This is a genomic window from Micromonospora sp. NPDC047521 (assembly GCF_055587305.1).
Map to the genome: position 1 here is coordinate 246,212 of NZ_JBVJGN010000009.1, position 24,084 is coordinate 270,295.

19 protein-coding genes and 2 pseudogenes are annotated in these 24,084 nt (G+C 71.4%); 18 read left to right on the forward strand and 3 right to left on the reverse strand.

All coding sequences use genetic code 11. The features are described from left to right. The first annotated feature begins 89 nt into the window (after positions 1 to 89). Entirely contained in the window at positions 90 to 3,602 is a 3,513-nt protein-coding gene (locus tag ACZ6N8_RS21065; RefSeq protein WP_466012090.1) for a phosphodiester glycosidase family protein, read from the forward strand. Between the two features lie 48 nt (positions 3,603 to 3,650). Here the strand turns inward: ACZ6N8_RS21065 and ACZ6N8_RS21070 are convergent, their stop codons facing one another. Next, positions 3,651 to 4,547, reverse strand: coding sequence for a phosphatase domain-containing protein (locus ACZ6N8_RS21070; RefSeq protein WP_466012092.1), 897 nt, complete (start codon positions 4,545 to 4,547; stop codon positions 3,651 to 3,653). Between the two features lie 275 nt (positions 4,548 to 4,822). On the opposite strand from ACZ6N8_RS21070, the gene rpmE reads away from it, so the two are divergent. Next, positions 4,823 to 5,047: a 50S ribosomal protein L31 gene (rpmE, locus tag ACZ6N8_RS21075; protein WP_007464546.1), complete on the forward strand. Its 225-nt coding sequence runs from the start codon at positions 4,823 to 4,825 to the stop codon at positions 5,045 to 5,047. Positions 5,048 to 5,161: 114 nt separating this feature from the next. Continuing rightward, on the forward strand, positions 5,162 to 6,250 hold the full coding sequence (prfA, locus tag ACZ6N8_RS21080; RefSeq protein WP_357989456.1) for a peptide chain release factor 1: 1,089 nt from the start codon (positions 5,162 to 5,164) through the stop codon (positions 6,248 to 6,250). Positions 6,251 to 6,262: 12 nt separating this feature from the next. Here prfA and ACZ6N8_RS21085 read toward each other — a convergent pair whose 3' ends face one another. Then, positions 6,263 to 7,810 (reverse strand): GGDEF domain-containing protein, encoded by a 1,548-nt coding sequence (locus ACZ6N8_RS21085; protein WP_466012095.1) that lies wholly within the window; start codon positions 7,808 to 7,810, stop codon positions 6,263 to 6,265. Between the two features lie 73 nt (positions 7,811 to 7,883). Between ACZ6N8_RS21085 and prmC the strand changes: the two genes are divergently transcribed. The 4 genes and pseudogenes from prmC to ACZ6N8_RS21105 all read left to right on the forward strand — a co-directional run bounded on the left by prmC (position 7,884) and on the right by ACZ6N8_RS21105 (position 12,311). Beyond that, complete coding sequence (gene prmC / locus ACZ6N8_RS21090) at positions 7,884 to 8,831, forward strand: peptide chain release factor N(5)-glutamine methyltransferase (protein WP_466012097.1); 948 nt, start codon at positions 7,884 to 7,886, stop codon at positions 8,829 to 8,831. Further along, positions 8,822 to 9,478 (forward strand): annotated as a pseudogene (locus ACZ6N8_RS21095) (L-threonylcarbamoyladenylate synthase); the annotation flags it as partial. The gene prmC and the pseudogene ACZ6N8_RS21095, both read left to right, overlap by 10 nt. After that, the gene (locus ACZ6N8_RS21100) at positions 9,479 to 10,090 is read left to right on the forward strand and encodes an arsenate reductase/protein-tyrosine-phosphatase family protein (protein WP_364373914.1); all 612 of its coding nucleotides are present in this window, start codon (positions 9,479 to 9,481) and stop codon (positions 10,088 to 10,090) included. A 106-nt stretch (positions 10,091 to 10,196) separates the two neighbouring features. Next, positions 10,197 to 12,311 carry a transglycosylase domain-containing protein gene (locus tag ACZ6N8_RS21105; RefSeq protein WP_466012099.1) on the forward strand — a complete coding sequence of 705 codons (2,115 nt, stop codon included), beginning with the start codon at positions 10,197 to 10,199 and terminating at the stop codon, positions 12,309 to 12,311. A 105-nt stretch (positions 12,312 to 12,416) separates the two neighbouring features. Here ACZ6N8_RS21105 and ACZ6N8_RS21110 read toward each other — a convergent pair whose 3' ends face one another. After that, complete coding sequence (locus ACZ6N8_RS21110) at positions 12,417 to 13,877, reverse strand: SDR family oxidoreductase (RefSeq protein ID WP_466012101.1); 1,461 nt, start codon at positions 13,875 to 13,877, stop codon at positions 12,417 to 12,419. Between the two features lie 35 nt (positions 13,878 to 13,912). Between ACZ6N8_RS21110 and ACZ6N8_RS21115 the strand changes: the two are divergent. From ACZ6N8_RS21115 to ACZ6N8_RS21165, 11 genes and pseudogenes are all read left to right on the forward strand, one after another. Continuing rightward, positions 13,913 to 15,202: pseudogene (locus ACZ6N8_RS21115) on the forward strand (serine hydroxymethyltransferase). Continuing rightward, positions 15,195 to 15,620: a hypothetical protein gene (locus ACZ6N8_RS21120; protein ID WP_466012102.1), complete on the forward strand. Its 426-nt coding sequence runs from the start codon at positions 15,195 to 15,197 to the stop codon at positions 15,618 to 15,620. Before ACZ6N8_RS21115 ends, ACZ6N8_RS21120 begins: the two are co-directional and overlap by 8 nt. A gap of 192 nt (positions 15,621 to 15,812) precedes the next feature. Next, complete coding sequence (locus tag ACZ6N8_RS21125; RefSeq protein WP_030488045.1) at positions 15,813 to 16,049, forward strand: AtpZ/AtpI family protein; 237 nt, start codon at positions 15,813 to 15,815, stop codon at positions 16,047 to 16,049. A gap of 11 nt (positions 16,050 to 16,060) precedes the next feature. Beyond that, the gene (gene atpB / locus ACZ6N8_RS21130) at positions 16,061 to 16,858 is read left to right on the forward strand and encodes a F0F1 ATP synthase subunit A (RefSeq protein WP_357989463.1); all 798 of its coding nucleotides are present in this window, start codon (positions 16,061 to 16,063) and stop codon (positions 16,856 to 16,858) included. A 66-nt stretch (positions 16,859 to 16,924) separates the two neighbouring features. Beyond that, on the forward strand, positions 16,925 to 17,158 hold the full coding sequence (locus ACZ6N8_RS21135; RefSeq protein WP_030488047.1) for an ATP synthase F0 subunit C: 234 nt from the start codon (positions 16,925 to 16,927) through the stop codon (positions 17,156 to 17,158). Between the two features lie 26 nt (positions 17,159 to 17,184). Then, positions 17,185 to 17,724, forward strand: a complete 540-nt coding sequence (locus tag ACZ6N8_RS21140; protein ID WP_466012105.1) for a F0F1 ATP synthase subunit B — start codon at positions 17,185 to 17,187, stop codon at positions 17,722 to 17,724. Further along, positions 17,724 to 18,545: a F0F1 ATP synthase subunit delta gene (locus tag ACZ6N8_RS21145; RefSeq protein ID WP_466012107.1), complete on the forward strand. Its 822-nt coding sequence runs from the start codon at positions 17,724 to 17,726 to the stop codon at positions 18,543 to 18,545. Before ACZ6N8_RS21140 ends, ACZ6N8_RS21145 begins: the two co-directional genes overlap by 1 nt. Before the next feature lie 120 nt (positions 18,546 to 18,665). Then, on the forward strand, positions 18,666 to 20,318 hold the full coding sequence (gene atpA, locus ACZ6N8_RS21150) for a F0F1 ATP synthase subunit alpha (RefSeq protein WP_466012109.1): 1,653 nt from the start codon (positions 18,666 to 18,668) through the stop codon (positions 20,316 to 20,318). A gap of 4 nt (positions 20,319 to 20,322) precedes the next feature. Continuing rightward, positions 20,323 to 21,252, forward strand: coding sequence for a F0F1 ATP synthase subunit gamma (locus tag ACZ6N8_RS21155; RefSeq protein ID WP_357989466.1), 930 nt, complete (start codon positions 20,323 to 20,325; stop codon positions 21,250 to 21,252). Beyond that, a complete protein-coding gene (gene atpD / locus ACZ6N8_RS21160; protein WP_466012111.1) occupies positions 21,252 to 22,688 on the forward strand; it encodes a F0F1 ATP synthase subunit beta in 1,437 nt (478 codons plus the stop codon). The genes ACZ6N8_RS21155 and atpD overlap by 1 nt, the downstream gene beginning before the upstream one ends. Before the next feature lie 222 nt (positions 22,689 to 22,910). After that, positions 22,911 to 24,053 (forward strand): LCP family protein, encoded by a 1,143-nt coding sequence (locus tag ACZ6N8_RS21165; RefSeq protein WP_466012113.1) that lies wholly within the window; start codon positions 22,911 to 22,913, stop codon positions 24,051 to 24,053. Positions 24,054 to 24,084: the final 31 nt, after the last annotated feature.

Sequence of the window (24,084 nt, forward strand, 5' to 3'; positions counted from 1 at the left end):
GGGGCCAGGAGCCGGGGGTGGCGGAATTTTCCTTCGGTTCAGTCGACAGGTCTTGAAACTTCTATTCACTCCCGGGTTGACTGTCGTCCATGCGTACCCGCAGACGATCCGCCCGTCGCACCGGTGTCCTGCTGCTGACGCCGCTGCTCGCCCTGGCCGTGTCGCCGCCGGCCACCGCCGCGCCGCCGGCGCCGTCCGTGGCCGCCCGGCCCGTGGCGTCGCCGCCCGCGCTTCCGGCCACCGCCGCCGAGGACGCACCTGCCGCGTCGTCCCACCCGGCCGATTCGGTAAGCCTCGCCGCCGACCCGACGGCCGCGACCGCCGCGGCCGCGCCGGCCGCCGCCACCGGCGGTCTGGAGCCGGCCGGCGGCCTGGAGACCACGAAGGCCACCCGGCCGGTCGCGCCGGGCGTGCAGCTCACCTCCTTCGACAGGTACGACGCCGACGGCTGGCTGCGTGCCGACGCGCTCACCACAGACCTCGCCGGTGGCTCCACCGTCGACTACGTCAACTCCGGGGCGGTCAGCCGGGCCGAGCCACTGCGGACGGCGGTGGACGACTCGCGCGCGGTCGCCGCGGTCAACGGCGACTTCTTCGACATCAACAACTCGGGCGCCGCCCAGGGGGTCGGGATCCGCGACGGCGAGCTGATCCAGTCGGCGGTCAGCGGTCACCGCAACGCGGCGGCGATCACGGCGAACGGGCTCGGCCGGGTGATCGAGGTGAACTTCGACGGCACCGCGACCCTGCCCACCGGGCCGGTCCCACTTACCCAGTTCAACAACCTGGTCCAGGCCGACGGCATCGGCGCGTTCACCGAGCTGTGGGGGACGTACTCCCGGCAGCGTGCCGTCGAGGGCGCGGCCCGGGTGGTCGAGGTCACCGTGACCGGCGGTCGGGTGGCCGCGGTGGCGGACGCGGCCGGCAGCGGCCCGATCGTCGCCGGCAGCACCGTGCTGCTGGGTCGCGACGCCGGCGCGACCGCCCTCGCGGGGCTCCGCCCCGGCGACCAGGTCACTGTGGCCTGGCGGCCGAAGTCGTCCGACGGCAGCGACCTGCACGCGGCTGTCGGTGGCGGGAGCGTCCTGGTCCGCGACGGCGTCGTGCAGAGCATCGCCGACCCCACGCTGGCACCGCGCACCTCGGTCGGGTTCAGCGCCGACGGAAGCAAAATGATCATGTTGACGGTGGACGGTCGTCAGGTCGACAGCCGCGGCGTCACCCAGACCGAGATGGGCCGGATGATGGCCGAGTTGGGCGCACACCACGCGCTCAACCTGGACGGTGGCGGCTCGTCCACGCTGCTGGCCCGCGAGCCGGGCGCGTCGGCCGTGCAGGTGGAGAACGGCCCCTCCGACGGCAGCGAGCGGGCCGTGCCCAACGGCTTGGCGATCTACGCGCCGAAGGGCAGTGGCCGGCTCACCGGCTACTGGGTCGAGACGGCAAGCGACCCCACAGTCGCCCCGGGCGTCTCGCCGGTGCGCGGTGGCCGGCCGGACCGCGTCTTCCCCGGACTGACCCGTACCCTCACCGCGGCCGGCTACGACGAGACGTACGGCCCGGCGGCCGGCGCGCCCTCCTGGCGGGCCACCCCTGCGGTACGCGGCCGGGTCGACCGCGCCGGCGTGTTCCACGCGGGCGCGCCGGGGGCCAGCACTGTCACCGCCGCGCGGGGCCGCGTCACCGGCTCGCTGAACCTCACAGTCCTCGGCCCGCTGGCCCGGGTCGGCACCACCGTGCCCCGGGTCGGCCTCACCGGCCGCGACGGCAACGCCCTGGTAGGCGTGGTCGGGTACGACGCCGAGGGCAACACCGCGCCGATCGAGCCGCGGGACGTGACGCTGGACTACGACAGGGAGCTGCTGCAAATCACCTCCACCGGCGACGGCAACCTGACCGTCACCGCGCTGCGGGACACCGGCTCGGCCCTGGTGACCGTCCACGTCGGACGGGCCAGCGCCGTCCTGCCGGTCACCGTCGGCCTGACCGACGTGCCGGTCGCCGGCTTCGACGACGCCGCCTCCTGGAGGTTCAGCCAGGCCCGGGCCAGCGGGTCGGTCGCGCCGGCCCCCGGGCACACCGGCACCGGCCTGAAGATGTCGTACGACTTCAGCCAGTCCACAGGCACCAGGGCCGCGTACGCCGATCCGCCCGCCTGGATCGAGGTGCCCGGCCAGCCGCAGGCGTTCGGCATGTGGATCCACGGCAACGGCACCGGGGAGTGGCCCAGCCTGCACCTGCACGACGCACAGGACACCCAGCACGTGCTGCGCGGCCCCCTGATCACCTGGACCGGCTGGCGGTACGTGGAGTTCGCGGTGCCCGCCGGTGTGCAGTACCCGGTGCGGGTGCGCCGCTTCTACGTGGCCGAGACGAACGCCGCCGCGCAGTACACAAGCGAGGTGGTCATCGACGACCTGGTGGCGAAGGTGCCGCCCACGGTCGACGTGCCGGCGGTGGCCCCGCGTACCGACCGGGTGGTGGTCCGCGACGGCACTGTGGACGGCGCGCCGTGGCGGTTCGCGGTGCTCTCCGACGCGCAGTTCGTCGCCGCGGACCCGGACAGCGACCTGGTCGGCCAGGCCCGGCGGACGCTGCGCGAGGTGAAGGCGGCCCGGCCGGACTTCCTGCTGATCAACGGGGACTTCGTGGACACCGCCTACCCGGCCGACTTCGCGCTGGCCAGGCGGATCCTCGACGAGGAACTGGGCGACGCGCTGCCCTGGTACTACGTGCCAGGCAACCACGAGATCATGGGTGCCCCGATCAGCAACTTCGAGGCGGCGTTCGGTGCGACCTCCCGGGTGTTCGACCACAACGGCACCCGCTTCGTCACGCTGAACTCGTCCACCGGGACGCTGCGCGGCGGCGGCTTCGACCAGGTGCGGATGCTGCGCGAGACGCTTGACGCGGCGGCCACCGACAGGCGCGTGGGCTCGGTCGTCGTCCTGCACCACCATCCGGCGCGGGATCCCAGCCCGGCGCAGGCCAGCCAGCTCACCGACCGCAAGGAGGCGGCGCTGCTGGAGCAGTGGCTTGCCGACTTCCAGCACCGCACCGGCAAGGGCGCGCTGTTCGTGGGCGGGCACGTCGGCACGTTCCACGCCGACCGGGTGGACGGCGTGCCGTACGTGATCAACGGCAACTCGGGTAAGACCCCGTCCACCCCCGCCGAACAGGGCGGCTTCACCGGCTGGACGGAGTTCGGCGTCGACCCGGTCACCCCGGCCGAGGCCGACCGGGCCCGCCGCGACCCGCTCGCCGAGGGGCCGCCCTGGGTGGACGCGGAGTTCCACGCCCACGTGGACCGGCTCGCGCTGAACGCCCCGGCCAGCGTGGCGGTCGGCGTCCCGGCGACGGTCACCGCCACGCTCACCCAACCCGGCGGGCGTACGGTTCCGGTGGCCGCACCGGTCAGCGCCGACTGGTCCGCCTCGCCCGGGGTGCACATCGGCGGGTCGGCCGGGGTGCGTCCCTGGCACACGGCCCGCTTCGACCCGGCCACCGGCACCCTGACGGCACTGCGGCCCGGCGCCCCGGTACGCCTCACCGTCGCCGTCAACGGCGTCCTCGCCGACGCCACCGTCACGGTCACCCGGTGAACCGTCCGGACGGGCCCCCGTGCGCCCGGGGGCCCGTCCGGACACACCTCAGAAGTCGCCCTCGGCCACCTGGAACACGGTGAGGCCGAGTTCCCGCCACATCCGCACCACCTGGACGCGGTCGTCGAACACGCCCACCACCCGGTAGCGGTCCCGGATCTCCCGGTCGTAGATCTCCCGCTTGACCACCGAGTCCTTGCGGGAGTCGCCGACGGCCCGCAGGTGCAGCCCGAGGTAGGGGACCCGGACGTGCCGGGCCAGCCACGCCTCGGTGGCCGCCCGCGCGGAGGCGTCCCGCCCGGAACAGAACACCACCCCGTACCCGGCCGCGTGCATGGCCCGGACCGCCGCGATCACCGCCGGGTTCGGCTGGTCCTCACCCACCCGGGTCATGTCGTACGGGCTGCGGGACACGGCAAGCGCGACGGTGCCGTCGATGTCCACCAGGACGATCTCCGGCGGTTCGGAAGACGGCGGGTGCACGGCGGCGGGCCGGCCGGTGCGGGCCTGCGGCACCGGCAGTGGCAGGGCCCGCCCCGCCAGGTACCGGTCGTGCAGCCGTCGGATGGCGTCCGCGCCCACCTGCTCGGCCGCCGGGCGGGCGGCGTCGCGGCGCAGGCACTCGTCGAGGGGTACGTCGGTGAAGTCGTGCACCTCGAACTCCGCCCCGTGCCGGGCGGCCAGGTCGGCCCAGTCCCGCAGTGTCCGTGCCCGCAGGTTGGTGTCGTCCACGCACACGTCCGCCCGGGCCCGCAGCAGCGCCTCCACCTGGGCCCGCTGCACGACTGTGACCTGCGCCTCCGCCCACTGGGTGAAGAGCCGCTCGCCGTGCAGCATCCGGCGCAGGTCGTCCCTGTTCACCCGGACCACCGACGGCTGGAGCGTGCGGGCGAACGTCGTCTTGCCCGAGGCGGGCAGGCCACGGGTGGCGATCAGTCGGGTCATCGGCGCCTCTCGGGCTCGACGGGCGTACCCCCGGCGGGGCACGCGACTGCGGTTCGTCGGGTGGACGAATGCCCCGCCGGGCGTCGGGAATGCGGACGGGTGGGCACGTGTTGACGATGCCGGACGAGGTGTGCGGCCCGATTGCCGGGTCGGCTCAGGCCCATGGCACACTGGTCAATCGGCCACCGGTTCCGGTTCACGCCCGAGCCCGTCGCGTACGGCGCGACGAGCGGTGACGGCGACCCGGCGACCACCAACGAGAGGACCGAGGCGAGATGAAGGCAAACATCCACCCGGAGTACGTGACCACCGAGGTCAGCTGCTCCTGTGGCAACACGTTCACGACCCGCAGCACCGCCAAGGGCGGGGCGATCCACGTCGAGACCTGCAGCGCCTGCCACCCGTTCTACACCGGTAAGCAGCGCGTTCTCGACACCGCCGGCCGGGTCGCGAAGTTCCAGCAGAAGTACGCCAAGGTTCAGGCCAAGAAGGCCAAGTAACTCCCCGTTCGGCGCCCGCGTCCGGTTTTGCACCGGACGCGGGCGCCGTCCGCGTTCCACCCGGTTTTCGCCTGGCCCGGCCGGCGCCCGCACCCTCGAAGGAGCATCCGCAGCATGAGCAGCGAGCGTCTGGCCGGCCTCCTCGACGAGTACGCCGAGTTGGAGAAGCGGCTGGCCGACCCGGCGATCCACGCCGACCAGGCCACCGCCCGCCGGGTCGGCCGTCGGTACGCCGAGCTGGTGCCGCTGCACAAGGCCGCAGGTGAGCTGGAGCAGGCGCGCGCCGACCTGGCCGCGGCCCGCGAGCTGGCCGCCGAGGATCCCTCCTTCGCCTCCGAGGCGGAGTCGATCGCGGCCTCCCTGCCGGTTCTGGAGGAGCGCCTCGCCGAGCTGCTCATCCCGCGTGACCCGCACGACGCCAAGGACGTGATCGTCGAGATCAAGGCCGGTGAGGGCGGCGAGGAGTCCGCGCTGTTCGCAGGTGACCTGCTGCGGATGTACACCAGGTACGCCGAACGCCACGGCTGGGTCACCGAGGTGATCGACGCGCAGGATTCGGACCTCGGCGGGGTCAAGGACGTGTCGCTGTCGATCAAGACCAAGGGCGTGCCCGAGGGTGGTAACGGCGTCTGGTCGCGGCTCAAGTGGGAGGGCGGCGTGCACCGGGTGCAGCGCGTCCCGGTCACCGAGTCGCAGGGCCGGATCCACACCAGCGCCGCCGGGGTGCTGGTGCTGCCCGAGGCCGAGGACGTCGACGTCACCATCGACGCCAACGACCTGCGGATCGACGTGTTCCGCTCGTCCGGGCCGGGCGGGCAGTCGGTGAACACCACCGACTCGGCCGTGCGGATCACCCACGTGCCGACCGGCATCGTCGTGTCCTGCCAGAACGAGAAGTCCCAGTTGCAGAACCGGGAGCAGGCCATGCGCATCCTGCGGGCCCGGCTGCTCGCTGCCGCCCAGGAGCAGGCCGACGCCGCGGCCTCCGACGCCCGCAAGGCGCAGGTACGCACGGTGGACCGCTCGGAGCGGATCCGCACGTACAACTTCCCGCAAAACCGGATCACCGACCACCGGATCGGCTACACGGCGTACAACCTGGACCTGGCCCTGGCCGGTGAGCTGGACGGTGTCCTGGACGCCCTGACCGAGGCCGACCGCGCCGCCCGCCTGGCCGGCGACACCGAGCTGACCCGCCGCTGACCCGGCCGGCGGTCAGCTGGCGCGGGGCCGGGACTTGGCGCGCAGCATCTCCCGGTCGGCCACCTCGAAGGCGACGCTCAGCGCGTCGCGGAGTCCACCGCCGCCGGAGACCTCGGCGAAGCCGATGCTCACCCCGACCGGGGTGCCCGGCACCAGCGACTCCCAGTCCTCGGCGAGCACCGCCGCCTCGATCCGCCGGGCCACCTCGGCGGCCTCGGCCATCCCGGTGTCCGGCAGTACCACGACGAACTCGTCACCGCCGTAGCGGGCCACGAAGTCGCCCCGGCGCATCACCCGGTTGATCACCCCGGCGATGCGTTGCAGGACCAGGTCGCCCGAGTGGTGCCCGTGCCGGGTGTTGACCGCCTTGAACCCGTCCAGGTCGCAGACGCCGATCACCACCCGCTCGCCGCGGGTCACCACAGCGGTGATGTACCGCTCGAGTCGGCGGCGGTTGGGCAGGCCGGTGAGCGGGTCGGTGAGTGCCTCACCCTCGAACCGGGCCGCCTCGCGGCGCATCTCCTCGTGGTCGATCCGGGCGGCGATGCCGTCGATGTAGACGTCGCGCAGCCGGTCGTTGCGCTGCGCGGCCAGCCGGAACGCCAGCCGGTCGGCCCGGTGCGCGGCCACGTGGTCCCCGGCGCGGGCCAGCGCGATGCTGCGCAGCCGGGCCGGTTCCGCCGCGCCGAGCGTCTCGGTGGAGACCCGGACGGTGTCCAGCCGGGCCACCGCCTCGATCGGCCGGCCGGCGGCGACGGCCAGGCAGACCTGCCCGAGGTGCCGCATGTCGCGCGCCCGTGCGCTGTCACCGCCGTTCTGGAGCAGGTGGGACGGGTGGGTGTCGGCTGTCGGCTCCACCCGGTCGCCGAGCGCGGCCTGCCGGGCCGCCGCGTACCCGTACGCGGCGAGGCTGCTCGGGCGCAGCCGGTCGGCGCGACCGTTGTGCACGAACCGGGCCAGATCGGCGGCGACGTCGCGGAGCACCCGCAGGCAGCCGTCGCTGTCGCCGTTGTGGTCGAGTGCCACGGCGTTGCGCAGCCGGATGCCCGGCGCGGCGAACGTCTCCTCGGGGATCCCGGAGGTCACGCCCAGTTGCCGGGCGCGTTCGATCGCGCCGAGGGCGTACCCGTGGAAGCTGAGGTAGCTGTAGGCCATCGCGAGGTCGTGCCAGCCCCAGGCGGTGTCCCGGTCCGGGTCCTCCACGGCACTCAGCGCCCGGGCGGCCTTCACCAGGTGGGTGACGCAGCGGTCCAGTGCGCCCTGGTGGTGCGCGGCGAGCGCCGCAAGGGCGTTGAGGTGCCCGTGCAGGTAGGGCTCGGCGAGGTCCCGGACCGCCGCCGACGCCTCCTCGATGGCCCTGGTGAACTCCGCCGTCCGACCGAGATTGATCAGCGCGGAGAGGCGTTGCACCATGGCGTCCGCTCGCGCCGCCGGGTCGTTGGTGGTGCGGATCACCCGCTCCAGCAGCCCGTACGCCTCCGCTGAGCGGCTGGCCTCCTGCAACGCCCGGGCGTGCGTCAGGGCGTCAACCTGGTCATCGACCCGGTCGAGCCAGCCCACCCGCCGACCTCCTGTCGTGTGCGTCTCGGCGCACCCGTTCGTCACGTAGCCCGCGACGCATCATGATTATCGCGTGACCACTCTGCCGCAACACCCCCCTGAAGGGACAGGGCGGCTCCGTCCGTCCGCCGCGGTGGCCCGCGCGGCCCGGGCGCTCGAAGCCTCGGGGGTGGGCCCGGCCCGGGTGGAGGCGGAACTGCTGGCGGCGTACGTGCTGGGGGTGCCGCGCGGCCGGCTGGCGCTCGCCGACGACCTGGGCGCCGACGAGCTGGCGCGGCTCGACGAACTGGTCCGCCGGCGCGCCGGGCGGGAGCCGTTGCAGCACCTGACCGGCCGGGCCGCGTTCCGGCACCTGGAGCTGGCGGTCGGCCCGGGTGTCTTCGTGCCCCGACCGGAGACGGAGTTGCTGGCCGGCTGGGGCGTCGAGCAGGCCCAGACCCGACCCGATCCGCTGGTGGTGGACCTGTGCAGCGGCTCCGGCGCCATCGCGCTGGCGGTGGCGCAGGAGCTGCCGGAGGCACGCGTGGTGGCGGTGGAGCGGTCCCCGCAGGCGCTGGCGTGGCTGCGGCGCAACGCGGCGGAACGGGCCGCGGCGGGGGACCGCCCGATCGAGGTGGTCGAGGCGGACGTGACCGCGCCGGATCTGCTGGCGGAACTGGCCGGTCGGGTGGACGTGCTGCTCTGCAACCCGCCGTACGTGCCGGTCGAGGTGGTGGTGCCGCCCGAGGTGGCCGCGCACGACCCGGCGGAGGCGGTCTTCGGTGGGGCGGACGGCCTGGCGGTGATCCGGCCGGTGATCAGCCGGGCGGCGGCGCTGCTGCGCCCGGACGGCGTGGTGGGCGTCGAGCACGACGACACGCACGGCGCGGCGGTGCCCGGCCTGTTCGTCGCGGACGGCCGGTTCACCGCCGTGGCGGAGCATCGGGACCTCGCCGGCCGGCCCCGGTACGCGACCGCGTCCCGACGGGCGGACGGCCAGCACGCCCCGGGCGCGGCGGCGTGGCAGACTGACTCCTCGTGATGCTCTACGACTGCCGGTCGCCCGCCGATCGGGACCGCGGCATCGCTGCGGCCATCGAGGCGGTCAAGAACGGCGAACTGGTCGTCCTCCCGACGGACACCGTCTACGGGATCGGCGCGGACGCGTTCACCCCGTACGCGGTCAAGGCGCTGCTGGACGCGAAGGGCCGGGGTCGGCAGATGCCGCCGCCGGTGCTGATCGGGTCCCGGCACACCCTGGACGGGTTGGTCTTCTCGCTGCCCACCGCCGCGCGTGACCTGGTGGAGGCGTTCTGGCCTGGTGCGTTGACGATCGTCGTCGAACACTCGCCGAGCCTCCAGTGGGATCTGGGCGACAAGACGGGCACTGTGGCGGTGCGGATGCCGCTGCACCCGGTGGCCCTGGAGGTGCTGCGGGAGACCGGTCCGATGGCGGTGTCGTCGGCGAACAAGACGGGTCAGCCCGCCGCGGTGACCGCCGAGGAGGCGCGCGACCAGCTCAGCTACTCGGTGCGGGCGTACCTGGAGGCCGGTCCCTGCCCGGATCCGGTGCCCAGCACGATCGTGGACCTGACCGGTGAGGTGCCGCAGTTGCTGCGGGCCGGGGCGATCCCGCTGGAGAAGCTGCGCGACGTGGTTCCGGATCTCGTCGACAGTCAGGGGGCCTGAGTGCCCCCGTTCACCGTGCTGCACGTCTGCATGGGCAACATCTGTCGGTCGCCGATGGCCGAGCGGCTGCTCGCCCTCGCGGTGCGGGAGCGGTTGGCGCGGCGTGAGCAGGACCCGGCGCGGGCGGAGGAGTTGCTGTTCAGCCACAGCGCCGGCACGGGTGGTTGGCACGCGGGCGAGGAGATGAACCCGCCGGCGGCGCGGCAGGTCGTCGGGCGCGGCGGGGACGTCGAGGGTTTCACCGCGCGCAAGCTGCGTTCGGACCACATCGACGCGGCCGACCTGGTGCTGACCGCGACCGCCGACCAGCAGGAGTACGTGGTGGCGTTGCGACCGGACGCGGCGGCCCGCACGTTCGTGCTCGGCGAGTTCGGCCGGTTGCTCGCGGCGGTGGACGCGAGCGCGCTGCCGCCGGCCGAGGCGACCCCGGAGGCGGTGTACGCCCGGGGCGTGGCCCTGGTGGCCGCGGCGCAGGACGCCCGGCTGGGCGTCTCGGCGTTGCCGACCGACGACCTGGACGACCCGTGGGGTCGTGGTGACCAGTGCTTCAGCCGGGTCGCCGACGAGATCGAGGAGACGGTCCACCCGCTGGTCGGCGCGCTGCTGCCCTGAGCGCCGTGCGAGTTTCCTCCGGGTTTGGTGAAAACCCGGGGCGAAAGGGGCGTTCCGGGTCATTCTGAACGGGTCCTAGCGTGACCGGCTCCTGCGGGGAGAGCTGATGATCCGGGCCCATCTCGACAAACTGCTGACCGTGGTGATCGCCGGCGTACTGGCCGGGCTGGTGCTGGCCGTGGCCGCCCTGCCCGCGGCCCTGGTCTTCGGAATCGGCTTCAGCGCCCTGTCCACGCCCTACTCGGAGCTGCCGAACACCCTGCGGACGCCACCCACCGCGCAGCGCTCCAACCTCTACGCCAACGACGGCACCACCCTGATCACCTCCTTCTACCAGGAGGACCGGTGGGACGTGCCGTTGCGGGAGGTGGCGCCGGTGATGCGCCAGGCGATCGTGGCCGCCGAGGACGTCCGGTTCTACCAGCACAGCGGGGTGGACCTGCGCGGTGTGGTGCGCGCGTTCACTGTCAACAAGCGCGACGGGCAGACCCGGCAGGGCGCCTCCACGCTCACCATGCAGTACGTCCGCAACGTCCTGAGCAGCGACCCCCGGCTGACCGAGCGGCAGCGTCGGGCCGCCACCGAGGTCACCACCGCCCGCAAGCTCCAGGAGATGCGGTACGCCCTGGCGATGGAGCGGGAGCTGAACAAGGAGGAGATCCTCACCCGCTACCTGAACATCGCCTACTTCGGCGCCGGCGCGTACGGCATCGCGGCGGCGAGCAAGCGCTACTTCTCCCGCAGCCCCGCCGACCTCACCCTCGCCCAGGCCGCGCTGCTGGCCGGCCTGGTCCGCTCCCCGGACAGCGACGACCCGATCAACGGGGACGCCGACAGCGCCCTGAACCGGCGGACGTACGTACTTGAGCAGTTGGTGGAGACCGGCCAGGTGTCGGCGGAGGCGGCGGCTGCGGCCCGGGCCGAGCCGTTGCAGTTACGGCCCAGCGAAACCCCCAACGACTGCACGGCGGTACCTGACGGGAACAACGACTGGGGGTTCTTCTGCGACTGGTTCACCAGGTGGTGGAGCGACCAGCCGGCGTTCGGGTCGACCGCCGACGAGCGGCAACGCACGCTGCGCCGGGGCGGGTTCTCCATCGTCTCCTCGCTGGACCCGGGGGTGCAGCGGGCCACCACCGAGCAGGTCCTGCGGATCTACCGGCCGACCGAGGCGCGGGCGGTGCCGACAGTCGTCGTGCAGCCCGGCACCGGCCGGGTGCTGGCGATGTCGGTGAACCGCAACTACAGCGTCGAGGACAACCCGGTCGGGCAGAAGAACCACCCGAACACGGTCAACCAGCTGGTCGCCGGCGGCGGCGCGATCGAGGGGTACCAGGGCGGGTCCACGTTCAAGCTCTTCGCCCTGCTCGCCGCGCTGGAGTCCGGGATGCCGCTGTCGACGGACTTCGTCGCGCCCACCCAGCTGCTCACCCGCTTCCCGGTGACCGGCCCGGGCAGTTGCGACGGCCGCTGGTGCCCGGCCAACGCCAGCCCCTCGTCGATGGACGGCCCACGCACCATGTGGACCGCGTTCGGCCGCTCGGTGAACACCTACTTCGCCTGGCTCACCGAGCGGGTGGGCGCCGACCGGGTGGTCGAGATGGCCGAGCGGCTCGGCATCGTGCTGCGTGCCGACTCCGACGCCCGGCTCGCCAGGTACGGCGCGAAGGACTGGGGTCCGTTCACCCTGGGCGTGGCCGCGACGACCCCGTTGGACCTGGCCACGGCGTACGCCACGGTGGCCGCCGAGGGGACCTGGTGCGCGCCGCTGCCGGTCGTCTCGATCACCGACTCGGGTGGCCGGCCGGTCGACGCCGCGAAACCGGACTGCCGGCAGGTGCTCGACACCGACGTGGCCCGGGCGGCCGCCGACGCCGCCCGCTGCCCGGTCGGCGATCAGTCGATGTACGGGCGCTGCGACGGCGCCACGGCACCCGGCCTGCGCGCCCGGCTCGGCCGGCCGGTGGCCGGTAAGACCGGCAGTTCGGAGCGGTACGAGACGGAGACGGTCGTGGCGTTCACCCCGCAGCTCGCTGTCGCGTCGATGGCGGCGAACCCTGACGACCCCCGCGACGCGGTCGGTCAGGCGGTGCAGGCGCGGATGGTGGACGCGGTGGGTGAGGTCCTGTCGGTCGCCCTGCGCGACCAGCCGGTCCGCGACTTCGTCCCCCCGAGCGAGCAGGCCGCCTTCCAGCAGACCAACCCTCGGGGAGGCAACTGACCCCCTCGGTCCCGCGAACTTGCACTTTGTGTCGCCGTTCTGCGCTCCAGGTCCCTTTCATCCCGACTGAAAGTGCAAGATCGCGAGGGCGGGGCGGGGGCGGGGTCAGGGGGTTTGTTCGGCGTTGCGGGCTATGTTGCGGGCCATTCCGCCGAAGACCACCGCGTGGAACGGGGCCACCGAGCCCCAGTAGGCGTGCCCGGCGAGGCCGCGGGGCAGGAAGACGGCGCGTTGCTGGTAGCGGCTGCGGCCCCCGTCGGCAGGCAGTGCCCGCATCTCCAGCCAGGCCCGGCCGGGCAGCCGCATCTCGGCGCGCAGCCGCAGCAGCTCGCCGGGGACGATCTCCTCGACCCGCCAGAAGTCCAGCGCCTCGCCGACCTGGAGGCGGTGCGGGTCGCGTCGGCCCCGGCGTAGTCCGACGCCGCCGACCAGCCGGTCCAGCCAGCCGCGGATCGACCAGGCCAGCGGGAACGAGTACCAGCCGTGCTCGCCGCCGACGCCCTCGATGACCCGCCAGAGCGCCGCCGGTGACGCGTCCACCGCCCGCTCCCGGATGTCGGTGTACGCGGTGCCACCGGACCACTCCGGGTCGCTGGGCAGCGGCTCGGCGGGCGCGTCCGGACCGCTCGCGGTCGACCAGCGGGTCTCCACCTGGGCGTCGCGTACCTTGGCCAGCGCCAGCGCCACCGCGTCGTCGAAGCCGGTCAGCCCGCCGGGCGGGTCCGGCACGTACCGGGCGATGTCGTGTTCGTCCGCGACAGCCTCCTGAATCAGGCTCTCCACCAGCGGGCGGGCTATTGCGTTCGGCACCGGGGTGATCAGGCCGACCCAGTGCGAGGAGAGCGACGGGGTCAGCACCCGGACCGGCACGATGATCCGCCGGCGCAGCCCGGCGACCCGGGCGTAGCGCTGCATCATCTCGCGGAACGTCAGCACGTCCGGCCCGCCGATGTCGAAGCCCCGGTTGACCTCCGGCGGCAGCGCGGTGCAGCCGACCAGGTAGTTCAGCACGTCGCGGACGGCGATCGGCTGGATCCGGTTCCGCACCCAGCGCGGCGTGATCATGGCGGGCAGGCGCTCGGTCAGGTACCGCAGCATCTCGAACGATGCCGAGCCCGATCCGATGATCACCGCAGCCCGGAGCACCGCCGTGGGAACCCCGCTGTCCAGCAGGATCCGGCCCACCTCCGCCCGGGAGCGCAGGTGCGGCGAGGGGGCCGCGTCGGTCGCCGGCAGCGGACCGCCCAGGTAGACGATCCGGCGTACGCCGGCCGCGCGGGCCGCCGCCGCGAAGTTGGTCGCGGCCGTCCGGTCGACGGACTCGAAGTCGGGCCGACCCAGCGAGTGCACCAGGAAGTACGCGACGTCCACGTCGGCGAAGGCGGCGGGCAGCGTCTCCGGCCGGCTCAGGTCGCCCTCGACGATCTCGGCCGCGGAGGCCCAGGGTACGTCGCGCAGCCGCACCGCCTTGCGGGCGAGGCAGCGGACGGTGTGACCGTCGGCGAGCAGCAGCGGCGTCAGTCGCCCGCCGATGTATCCGGTGGCTCCGGTGACGAGGCATCTCACGGCTTCCAGTGTGCGGCCCCCTAGACTCGTTCGCTGTGGAGACCGAGACGAGCACCTTCTGGGGGCCGGATTTCGCCCAGCTCAGGGCCACCGACCCGGAGATCGCCGAGGTGGTCCTCGGCGAGCTGGACCGGTTGCGGGGTGGCCTTCAGCTGATCGCCAGCGAAAATCTGACCTCGCCCGCGGTGCTGGCCGCGCTCGGTTCGACGCTCACCAACAAGTACGCCGAGGGCTATCCGGGCCGGCGCTACTACGGCGGTTGCGCCGAGGTGGACCGGGCCGAGGAGATCGGCATCGCCCGGGCCAGGGAGCTCTTCGGAGCCGAGCACGCCAACCTCCAGCCGCACTCCGGGGCGAGCGCCAACCTCGCCGCGTACGCCGCGCTGGTGCAGCCGGGGGACACGGTGCTGGCGATGGACCTGCCGCACGGTGGGCACCTCACCCACGGCAGCCGGGTGAACTTCTCCGGCAAGTGGTTCCACCCGGTCGGCTACACGGTCCGCCCGGACACGGAGTTGATCGACTACGACGAGGTGCGGGACCTGGCCCGGGCGCACTGACCCAAGATGATCATCTGCGGCGCCACGGCGTACTCCCGGCTGATCGACTTCGCCCGGTTCCGGGAGATCGCCGACGAGGTCGGCGCGTACCTGATGGTGGACGCCGCGCACTTCATCGGCCTGGTCGCCGGCCGGGCGATCCCGTCCCCGGTGCCGTACGCCGACGTCGTCTGCGCCACGACCCACAAGGTGCTGCGCGGCCCGCGCGGCGGCATGATCCTGTGCCGGGAGTCGCTTGCCCAGCGGATCGACAAGGCCGTCTTCCCGTTCACCCAGGGCGGCCCGCTGATGCACGCCGTGGCCGCGAAGGCGGTCGCGCTGCGCGAGGCGGCCCAGCCGGAGTTCCAGACGTACGCCGGTCAGGTGGTCCGCAACGCGCAGGCGCTCGCGGCCGGCCTGGCCGCCGAGGGGATGCGTCAGGTGTCCGGCGGCACCGACACCCATCTGGCCCTTATCGACCTGCGGGAGCTCGGCGTGACCGGTGCCGAGGCGGAGAACCGCTGCGACGCCGCGTCGATCACCTTGAACAAGAACGCCATCCCGTACGACCCGCAGCCGCCGATGGTGGCCTCCGGCATCCGGGTGGGCACGCCGAGCGTCACCACCCAGGGAATGCGGGAGGGGGAGCTGCGGCAGGTGGCCGCCCTGATCGCCCGCGCGGTACGCACCGATCCGGGTGCCCCGGGCGGCGCCGACGAGCTGGCCCGTGTCGGTGCCGAGGTGGCCGAACTGGTCGCCGCCTTCCCGGCGTACCCCCGTGGCTGAGCCCGGGGTGGTCGAGGCCGACACCGACCGGCGGTGGCGGCTGCGGCACCTGCCGGTGCTCCTTGCCTCGTCGGTGGCGCTGGCCGCGGTCGCGGCGGTGGTGGGTGGGGCCACCGGCGGCGTGACTGCCGCGTTCGGCGCGGCGGCCGGCGTGGGCGTCACGGTGCTCAGCTACACCCTCACGACAGTGGTGCTGGCCTGGGCCGACCAGATCAACACGCAGTTGGTGCTGCCGCTCGGGCTGGGTCTGTACGCGCTGAAGTTCACCCTCCTGGGTGTGGTCATGGTGGCGGTCGCGTCGACCGGTTGGCCCGGGTTGGTCCCGCTCTGCCTCGGCATCGTCGCCGGGGTGGCAGTGTGGACGGCGGTGCACATCTGGTGGCTGACCAGGGTGCATGCGCGTCGACCGCGGAGCTGACCTGGCGATCGGCCGAGCCTCGTCCCAGCTTTCGGACGCGCGGCAATGTGTCGGCCTCCGGTCATTCTCCGACGGGCGGAAGGGGAGTAGCGTGCCCACAGACGACGCGAGCCCAGAGATGCCCACACAACGACGGTTGTGCGGGGGGTGAGGCACAGCCTCGTCTTCCCGGCTGATATCGTTCGCCCCGTCATGGCTGGTGACCAAACCCCCCGTCCCGCCGGTGAACCGGACGACATTCCGTCCGGTGCCGGTCAGGGTTGGACCGCGCTCAGCTACCTCATCGGAGGCATGCTCGTGTGGGGTTTCATCGGCTGGCTGGTCGACCAGTGGCTCGACACCGGTGGCGTCGCCACCGGGATCGGCGTCGTGCTCGGCATGGCTGGGGGAATCATCCTGGTCGTCCGCCGACTCGGCACGCCTACTTAGGAAGGGACGCGGTGTTCGGACAGGCGAACGTCCTGGCGGCGGGCCAGGCGAATTTCCCACCCACGGTGGAGGACTTCTACCTGCCCAGCATCCTGCCCTGGGGTGCGCACGACTCGTACTGGTTCACCAAGATCACTGCGATGGTCTGGATCGCCGTCGGCGTCCTGATCATCTTCTTCCTGGCGACGTACCGGAAGCCGCAGCTGGTGCCGACCAAGAAGCAGTGGCTCGCCGAGTCGATCTACGGCTTCGTGCGCAACAACATCGCCGTGGACATGATCGGCCACGCGGGTGTGCGGTTCGCCCCGTACTTCACGACGCTCTTCTGCTTCGTGCTGCTGACGAACGCGTTCGCGATCATCCCGTTCTTCCAGATCTCGCCGAACTCGCACATCGCCTTCCCGGCGATCCTCGCGATCATCAGCTACGTGCTGTTCAACTACATCGGCATCCGGCACCACGGCTTCGTCAAGTACTTCAAGAACTCGCTGATCCCGCCGGCACCCTGGTACATCCTGCCGCTGCTGATCCCGATCGAGCTCTTCTCGACCTTCATCGTCCGGCCGTTCTCGCTCGCGGTTCGTCTCTTCGCGAACATGTTCGCCGGTCACATGCTCCTGCTGGTCTTCACGCTCGGCGGTTTCGCCATGCTGAGCGCCAACGCCTGGCTGGCTCCGGTCTCGGTGCTCTCCTGGGTGATGACCATCGCGCTCACCTTCCTCGAGTTCCTGGTGATCTGCCTGCAGGCATACGTCTTCACCGTCCTCACCGCCAGCTACGTGCAGGGCGCGCTCGCCGACGAGCACTGATCCACCGCACCAACCGTTGTCGTCCCGCGTGAGAGTCACGCGTGATAACCAGGAGGAACCACACCAATGGACGCTAGCGTTCTCGCCGCGGTAGAGGGCAGCACCGCCGCCATCGGCTACGGCCTCGCGGCCATCGGCCCGGGCATCGGCGTCGGCCTGGTCTTCGCCGCCTACATCCAGTCGACCGCCCGCCAGCCGGAGTCGTCCCGGATGACTCTGCCGTACGTCTGGATCGGCTTCGCCGTCATCGAGGCGCTGGCGCTGCTGGGCATCGCCTTCGGCTTCATCTGGGCCGGCTGATCCCGCCCATCGACCGGGAGGTAACCATGTTCTTCCTCGCCGCTGAGGGTGGTGAGTCGACCCACAACCCGATCATTCCGCTCTGGCAGGAGATCGTGGTCGGTTCGGTCGCCTTCGCCGTGCTCTGCTTCGTGCTGATGAAGTTCGTCTTCCCGCGCATGGAGCAGACGTTCCAGGCTCGGGTCGACGCGATCGAGGGTGGCATCAAGCGCGCCGAGGCCGCCCAGGCCGAGGCGAACCAGCTGCTCGAGCAGTACCGTGCCCAGCTCGCTGAGGCCCGGACCGACGCCGCCAAGATCCGTGACGACGCGCGGGCCGACGCCGAGGGCATCCGGCAGGACATCCTCGCCAAGGCGCGGGAGGAGTCCGACCGGGTCATCCAGGCCGGCAAGGACGCGCTCGCCGCCGAGCGGGCCACCATCGTGCGTGAGCTGCGTGCCGAGGTCGGCACCATCGCGGTGGACCTGGCCAGCAAGATCGTTGGCGAGTCGCTTGCCGACGAGGCACGGCGCAAGGGCACCGTCGACCGGTTCCTGAGCGGCCTCGAGAGCACGGGGGCCCGCTGATGCAGGCCGCCAGCCGGGAGTCGTACAAGGCCGGGGCCGAGCGCCTCGACGCGTACGTCCGCGGCACCGACGCGGTCGCCGTGGCTCACGCCGCGAACGACCTCCTCGCCGTCGCCGGGCTGCTGCGACGGGAGCCCCGGCTGCGCCGGGCGCTCTCGGACCCGGCCCGGTCCGGCGCGGACCGCGCCGAACTGCTCGGCGGGATGCTGCGCGGCAAGATCGACGATGGGGCGCTCGAACTGCTGGTCTCTCTGGTCTCCGGCCGCTGGTCGGCGCCGTCGGAGCTGCTCGACGCCGTCGAGCGGCTCGGCGTCGAGGCAGTGCTGGCCAGCGTCGAAGCCTCCGGCGACCTGGGCGAGGTTGAGGACGAGCTGTTCCGCTTCGGGCAGGTCGTCGCCGGCGAGCCCGAGCTCTCGGCGGCGCTGTCGAACCCCGCGGCGCCGGTGGACCAGCGTGGGGTGCTGGTCGGTCAGCTACTGGCCGGCAAGACCCGCCTGGCCACCGTCCGCCTCATCGAAGTGGCGCTGTCCGGCTTCGGCGGGCGCTCCTTCAGCGGATCGCTCACCCGGCTCGTCGAACTCGCCGCCGAACGGCGGGACCGTCAGGTGGCGTACGTCACCGTGGCGGCCCCGTTGAGTGAAGAGGAAGAGCGCCGGCTGGGTGCGAGCCTCGCTGCGATATACGGTCGGGAGGTCTCCGTCAAGCAGACGGTCGACCCCCACGTCCTGGGTGGCGTGAGCGTGCGGGTCGGCTCCGACCTGTACGACGGCACCATCCTTCGCCGCCTCAACGAGACCCGCAACGCGCTCGCGAAGCGCTGAGCGGCCTCGCCGCCCAGTTCTGGGGCGGCGGCTCCGCCGCTCAGCGCCCGGATTGACAGACGCCATTCGGACCGGTCGGTACTAGGTATCCCGGGCCCCTGAATTTTAAGGAAGCAGAGGATGGCCGAGCTGACCATCTCGACGGAGGAGATCCGCGGCGCCCTGGAGCGCTACGTCTCCTCCTACTCGTCCGACGTCTCCCGCGAGGAGGTCGGCACCGTCGCCGACACCGGCGACGGCATCGCCCACGTCGAGGGCCTGCCCTCGACCAAGACCAACGAGCTCCTGGAGTTCGAGGACGGCACGCTCGGCGTGGCGTTGAACCTCGACGTGCGGGAGATCGGCGTCGTCGTCCTGGGTGACTCCGCCAAGCTGGAGGAGGGGCAGCGGGTCAAGCGCACCGACCGCGTGCTCTCGGTTCCGGTTGGCGACGCCTTCCTGGGCCGCGTGGTCAACGCGCTCGGCCAGCCGATCGACGGCCTCGGCGACATCGCCGAGGAGGGCTACCGCGAGCTGGAGCTGCAGGCTCCGAACGTGATGGCCCGGCAGTCGGTGTTCGAGCCGCTGCAGACCGGCATCAAGGCCATCGACGCGATGACCCCGATCGGTCGGGGTCAGCGTCAGCTGATCATCGGTGACCGGAAGACCGGCAAGACCACTGTCGCGCTGGACGCCATCCTCAACCAGCGGGACAACTGGCGTACCGGCGACCCGAAGAAGCAGGTCCGCTGCATCTACGTCGCCATCGGCCAGAAGGCCTCCACGATCGCCTCGATCAAGGGGCAGCTGGAGGAGGCGGGCGCGCTGGAGTACACGACCATCGTCGCCTCGCCGGCCTCCGACCCGGCCGGCTTCAAGTACCTGGCCCCGTACACCGGCTCGTCCATCGGGCAGCACTGGATGTACGGCGGCAAGCACGTCCTGATCGTCTTCGACGACCTGAGCAAGCAGGCCGAGGCGTACCGGGCCGTGTCGCTGCTGCTGCGTCGCCCGCCGGGCCGTGAGGCGTACCCGGGTGACGTCTTCTACCTGCACTCCCGCCTGCTGGAGCGCTGCGCGAAGCTCTCCGACGAGCTGGGTGGCGGCTCGATGACCGGTCTGCCGATCATCGAGACGAAGGCCAACGACATCTCGGCCTTCATCCCGACCAACGTCATCTCGATCACCGACGGCCAGATCTTCCTGGAGACCGACCTGTTCAACCAGGGCGTCCGTCCGGCGATCAACGTCGGCACCTCGGTCTCCCGGGTCGGCGGTGCCGCGCAGGTGAAGCCGATGCGCAAGGTGGCCGGTTCGCTGCGGCTCAACCTGGCCCAGTACCGCGAGCTGGAGGCGTTCGCCGCCTTCGCCTCCGACCTGGACCGGGCCTCCCGGGCCCAGCTGGACCGCGGTGTCCGGCTGGTCGAGCTGCTCAAGCAGCCGAACTACTCGCCGTACCCGGTGCAGGAGGAGGTCGTCTCGGTCTGGGCCGGCACCGAGGGCAAGCTGGACGACATCCCGGTGGGTGAGATCCGGCGCTTCGAGGCCGAGTTCCTCCAGTACCTGCGGCACAAGCACGAGGGTGTCCTCGCGTCGATCGCCGACAACCAGTGGGGCGATGACATCATCAACACCCTGGACACCGCGATCGCCGAGTTCAAGCAGGTCTTCCTCGGCAAGGAGGACGAGCGCAAGGTCAACGACGCGCCGGCCGCCCCGCTGGAGGGTGACCAGAACCGCGAGACGGTGACCCGCTTCCGCGACGGCGCGACCGACCGCCCGGCCGAGAGCTGATCCCATGGCGGCCCAGGTACGCGTTCTTCGTCAACGGATCCGCTCGGCGAAGTCGATGAAGAAGATCACCAAGGCGATGGAGCTCGTGGCGACGAGCCGGATCGCCAAGGCCCAGGCCCGGGTGGAGGCGTCCCTGCCGTACGCCCAGGCCATCACCGGTGTGCTCACGGCGCTGGCGTCCAACGCGCGGATCGACCACCCGCTGCTCACCCCGCGCGAGCGGGTGCGGCGGGCGGGCGTCCTGTTGGTCACCAGCGACCGTGGCCTGGCCGGCGGTTACAGCTCCAACGCGATCAGGATGGCGGAGTCGCTGATCGCGCGACTCAGGGCGGACGGCAAGGAGCCGGTGCTCTACGTCATCGGGCGTAAGGGTGTCGGGTACTACCGGTTCCGTGACCGGCCGATCGAGGCGAACTGGACCGGGTTCAGCGAGCAGCCGTCGTTCGAGGACGCCCGTACCGTCGGTGAGACGCTGATCAAGGCGTTCACGGCCGGCGCGGACGACGTCGACGGTGGCGCCGGTGCGGATGGTGTGCTGGGTGTCGACGAGTTGCACATCGTCTACACCGAGTTCCACTCGCTGATGACGCAGACCCCGGTCACCAAGATCATCGGCCCGATGCAGGTGGAGGACCGGCCGCGCTCCGAGGGGCTGCTGCCGGCGTACGAGTTCGAGCCGGAGGCGGAGGCGCTGCTCGACGCGCTCCTGCCGAGGTACATCAACACGCGGATCTACGCGGCGTTGATCGAGTCGGCGGCGAGTGAGTCGGCGTCGCGTCGGCGGGCGATGAAGAGCGCCACCGACAACGCCGAAGAGATGATCGACAAGTACACGCGTGAGATGAACTCGGCCCGGCAGGCCGGGATCACCCAGGAGATCAGCGAGATCGTCGGCGGCGCCAACGCGCTGGCCGCGTCGGGAAGTGAAGTGTGATGACTGCACCAGTAGAGACCAAGACGGCCACGGGTCGCGTGGTCCGGGTCATCGGCCCGGTCGTCGACGCCGAGTTCCCGCGCGACGCCATGCCGGCCCTGTTCAACGCCCTCAACGTGAAGGTGAACCTGTCCGGCGGTGAGAAGACGCTGACCCTGGAGGTCGCCCAGCACCTGGGTGACAACGTGGTCCGCGCCATCTCGATGCAGCCGACGGACGGCCTGGTCCGTGGCGCGGAGGTGACCGACCGCGGCGAGCCGATCACCGTTCCGGTGGGCGACGCGGTCAAGGGCCACGTGTTCAACGCGATCGGCGAGTGCCTCAACCTCACCGAGGGTGAGACCATCCAGGCCGACGACAGGTGGGGCATCCACCGCAAGGCCCCGGCCTTCGCCGACCTGGAGCCGAAGACCGAAATGCTGGAGACCGGCATCAAGGTCATCGACCTGCTCGCCCCGTACGTCAAGGGCGGCAAGATCGGCCTGTTCGGCGGCGCGGGCGTGGGCAAGACGGTGCTCATCCAGGAGATGATCACCCGTGTCGCCCGTAACTTCGGTGGTACGTCGGTGTTCGCCGGCGTGGGTGAGCGGACCCGTGAGGGCAACGACCTCATCGCCGAGATGACCGAGTCCGGCGTCATCGACAAGACCGCGCTCGTCTACGGCCAGATGGACGAGCCGCCGGGCACGCGTCTGCGGGTGGCGCTCTCCGCGCTGACCATGGCGGAGTACTTCCGGGACGTGAAGAAGCAGGAGGTGCTGCTCTTCATCGACAACATCTTCCGCTTCACCCAGGCCGGTTCGGAGGTCTCCACCCTGCTCGGCCGTATGCCGAGCGCGGTGGGTTACCAGCCGACCCTCGCCGACGAGATGGGCGAGCTCCAGGAGCGGATCACCTCCGTCCGGGGCCAGGCCATCACCTCGATGCAGGCGATCTACGTGCCGGCGGACGACTACACCGACCCCGCCCCGGCCACCACGTTCGCCCACCTCGACGCGACCACCAACCTGGAGCGGTCGATCTCCGACAAGGGCATCTACCCGGCCGTGGACCCGCTGGCGTCCTCGTCCCGGATCCTCGCCCCGGAGTTCGTCGGCCAGGAGCACTTCCAGGTCGCCACCGAGGTGAAGCGGATCCTGCAGCGCTACCGCGACCTGCAGGACATCATCGCCATCCTCGGCATCGAGGAGCTCTCCGAGGAAGACAAGATCACCGTGCAGCGCGCGCGGCGGATCGAGCGTTTCCTCTCGCAGAACACGTACGCCGCGGAGCAGTTCACCGGCGTGCCGGGCTCGACGGTTCCGATCAAGGAGACCATCGAGGCGTTCCGCAAGATCAGCGAGGGCGAGTACGACCACTTCCCCGAGCAGGCGTTCTTCATGTGCGGCGGTCTCGAGGAACTGGAGCGTAAGGCTGAGGAGCTGATGAAGGGCTGACCAGCCCCATCGGATTCGTCACCAAAAGACTGCCCCGGCAATGCCGGGGCAGTCTTTTGTTCATCTTCGCGCCCTACCATCGTCGCGGTCCGTTACTCGTGGTCGTCGCTCCCGTGTCGGCCGCGCTACGGTCGTTCCGCGCGTTCATGTGAACGAGCGTTCATCTTTGCAACCTTTCGGCGACGTGCGCCCGTCTTTCCCACGTGGGCGTAACGAACGGAGATGCTCGTGGCTAAGGCCGGCAAGAGTGGCCGCAGGACATCCGTGTGGCGGGGCGTCCCACGCTGGGCCAGGGTCTGCACGGTGTTCGGCGCCGTGCTGACCATGCTCAGCGGGGCGGCGCTGGTCGGCACCGAGGTGCTGATGGCCCGCTACGAGGGCGCGGTCGGCAAGGCCGACCTCTTCGGCGACCAGGCGGCGGGCGCCAAGGAGAAGAAGAGCGACATCAAGGGCCCCCTGAACATCCTGCTGGTGGGCATCGACCCGCGTACGCCCACGGCGGCGCCGCTGGCCGACTCGATCATGATCCTGCACGTGCCGGCCTCGATGGACCGGGCGTATCTCTTCTCGCTGCCACGCGACCTCTACGTCGACATCCCCGCGTTCAAGAAGGCCAACTTCCACGGCGAGAAGACGAAGATCAACGCTGCCATGTCGTTCGGCAGCCGGGTGCCCGGCGCGAACCCCGACGCGGCGCGCGGCTTCGAACTGCTGGCCACGACCGTGCAGAACGTGACGGGCATCAAGCGGTTCGACGCCGGCGCGATCATCAACTTCACCGGCTTCCAGAAGATCGTCGACGCGATGGGTGGCGTCGACATGTACATCGAGCGCGAGGTGCGGTCCGAGCACAAGCAGCCGGACGGCAAGCCTCGGCCGGGCAACACGCGCGGCGAGGGCTACGTCGGCCCTCAGGCGGTCTACACCAAGGGCAACCACCACCTCAAGGGCTGGCAGGCGTTGGACTATGTCCGGCAGCGCTACCCGAAGAACGGTGTCCCGGACGCCGACTACGGTCGGCAGCGCCACCAGCAGCAGTTCGTCAAGGCCATGGTGGGCCAGGCGTTCAGCGCCGACGTGGTGGCCAACCCGATCAAGCTGGACAAGGTGCTCCGCGCGGCCGGACAGTCGTTGGTCTTCAATGGTCGGGGCAACAGCGTCGTCGACTTCGGGCTCGCGCTGAAGGACATCCGCCCCAACACCATTCAAATGATCAAGCTGCCGGGCGGGGGAGTGTACGACGGTAAGAAGTACCTGGGTGAACAGTTCCAGGAGGGCGTCCCCGACTTCTTCGCGGCCCTGCACAACGAGCAACTGGACCCGTTCCTCCTGGAGCATCCGGAATTCCAGAACAAGACCAAGTAGGCGGGGAGTTGTTTTCCCACCCGCGTGGGGA

Coding starts and splice junctions, on each gene's coding strand:
- ACZ6N8_RS21065 (WP_466012090.1), top strand. CDS start 90: ATGCGTACCCGCAGACGATCCGCCCGTCGCACCGGTGTCCTGCTGCTG.
- ACZ6N8_RS21070 (WP_466012092.1), bottom strand. CDS start 4,547: ATGACCCGACTGATCGCCACCCGTGGCCTGCCCGCCTCGGGCAAGACG.
- rpmE (WP_007464546.1), top strand. CDS start 4,823: ATGAAGGCAAACATCCACCCGGAGTACGTGACCACCGAGGTCAGCTGC.
- prfA (WP_357989456.1), top strand. CDS start 5,162: ATGAGCAGCGAGCGTCTGGCCGGCCTCCTCGACGAGTACGCCGAGTTG.
- ACZ6N8_RS21105 (WP_466012099.1), top strand. CDS start 10,197: ATGATCCGGGCCCATCTCGACAAACTGCTGACCGTGGTGATCGCCGGC.
- ACZ6N8_RS21125 (WP_030488045.1), top strand. CDS start 15,813: ATGGCTGGTGACCAAACCCCCCGTCCCGCCGGTGAACCGGACGACATT.
- ACZ6N8_RS21135 (WP_030488047.1), top strand. CDS start 16,925: ATGGACGCTAGCGTTCTCGCCGCGGTAGAGGGCAGCACCGCCGCCATC.
- ACZ6N8_RS21140 (WP_466012105.1), top strand. CDS start 17,185: ATGTTCTTCCTCGCCGCTGAGGGTGGTGAGTCGACCCACAACCCGATC.
- ACZ6N8_RS21145 (WP_466012107.1), top strand. CDS start 17,724: ATGCAGGCCGCCAGCCGGGAGTCGTACAAGGCCGGGGCCGAGCGCCTC.
- atpA (WP_466012109.1), top strand. CDS start 18,666: ATGGCCGAGCTGACCATCTCGACGGAGGAGATCCGCGGCGCCCTGGAG.
- ACZ6N8_RS21155 (WP_357989466.1), top strand. CDS start 20,323: ATGGCGGCCCAGGTACGCGTTCTTCGTCAACGGATCCGCTCGGCGAAG.
- atpD (WP_466012111.1), top strand. CDS start 21,252: ATGACTGCACCAGTAGAGACCAAGACGGCCACGGGTCGCGTGGTCCGG.
- ACZ6N8_RS21165 (WP_466012113.1), top strand. CDS start 22,911: ATGCTCGTGGCTAAGGCCGGCAAGAGTGGCCGCAGGACATCCGTGTGG.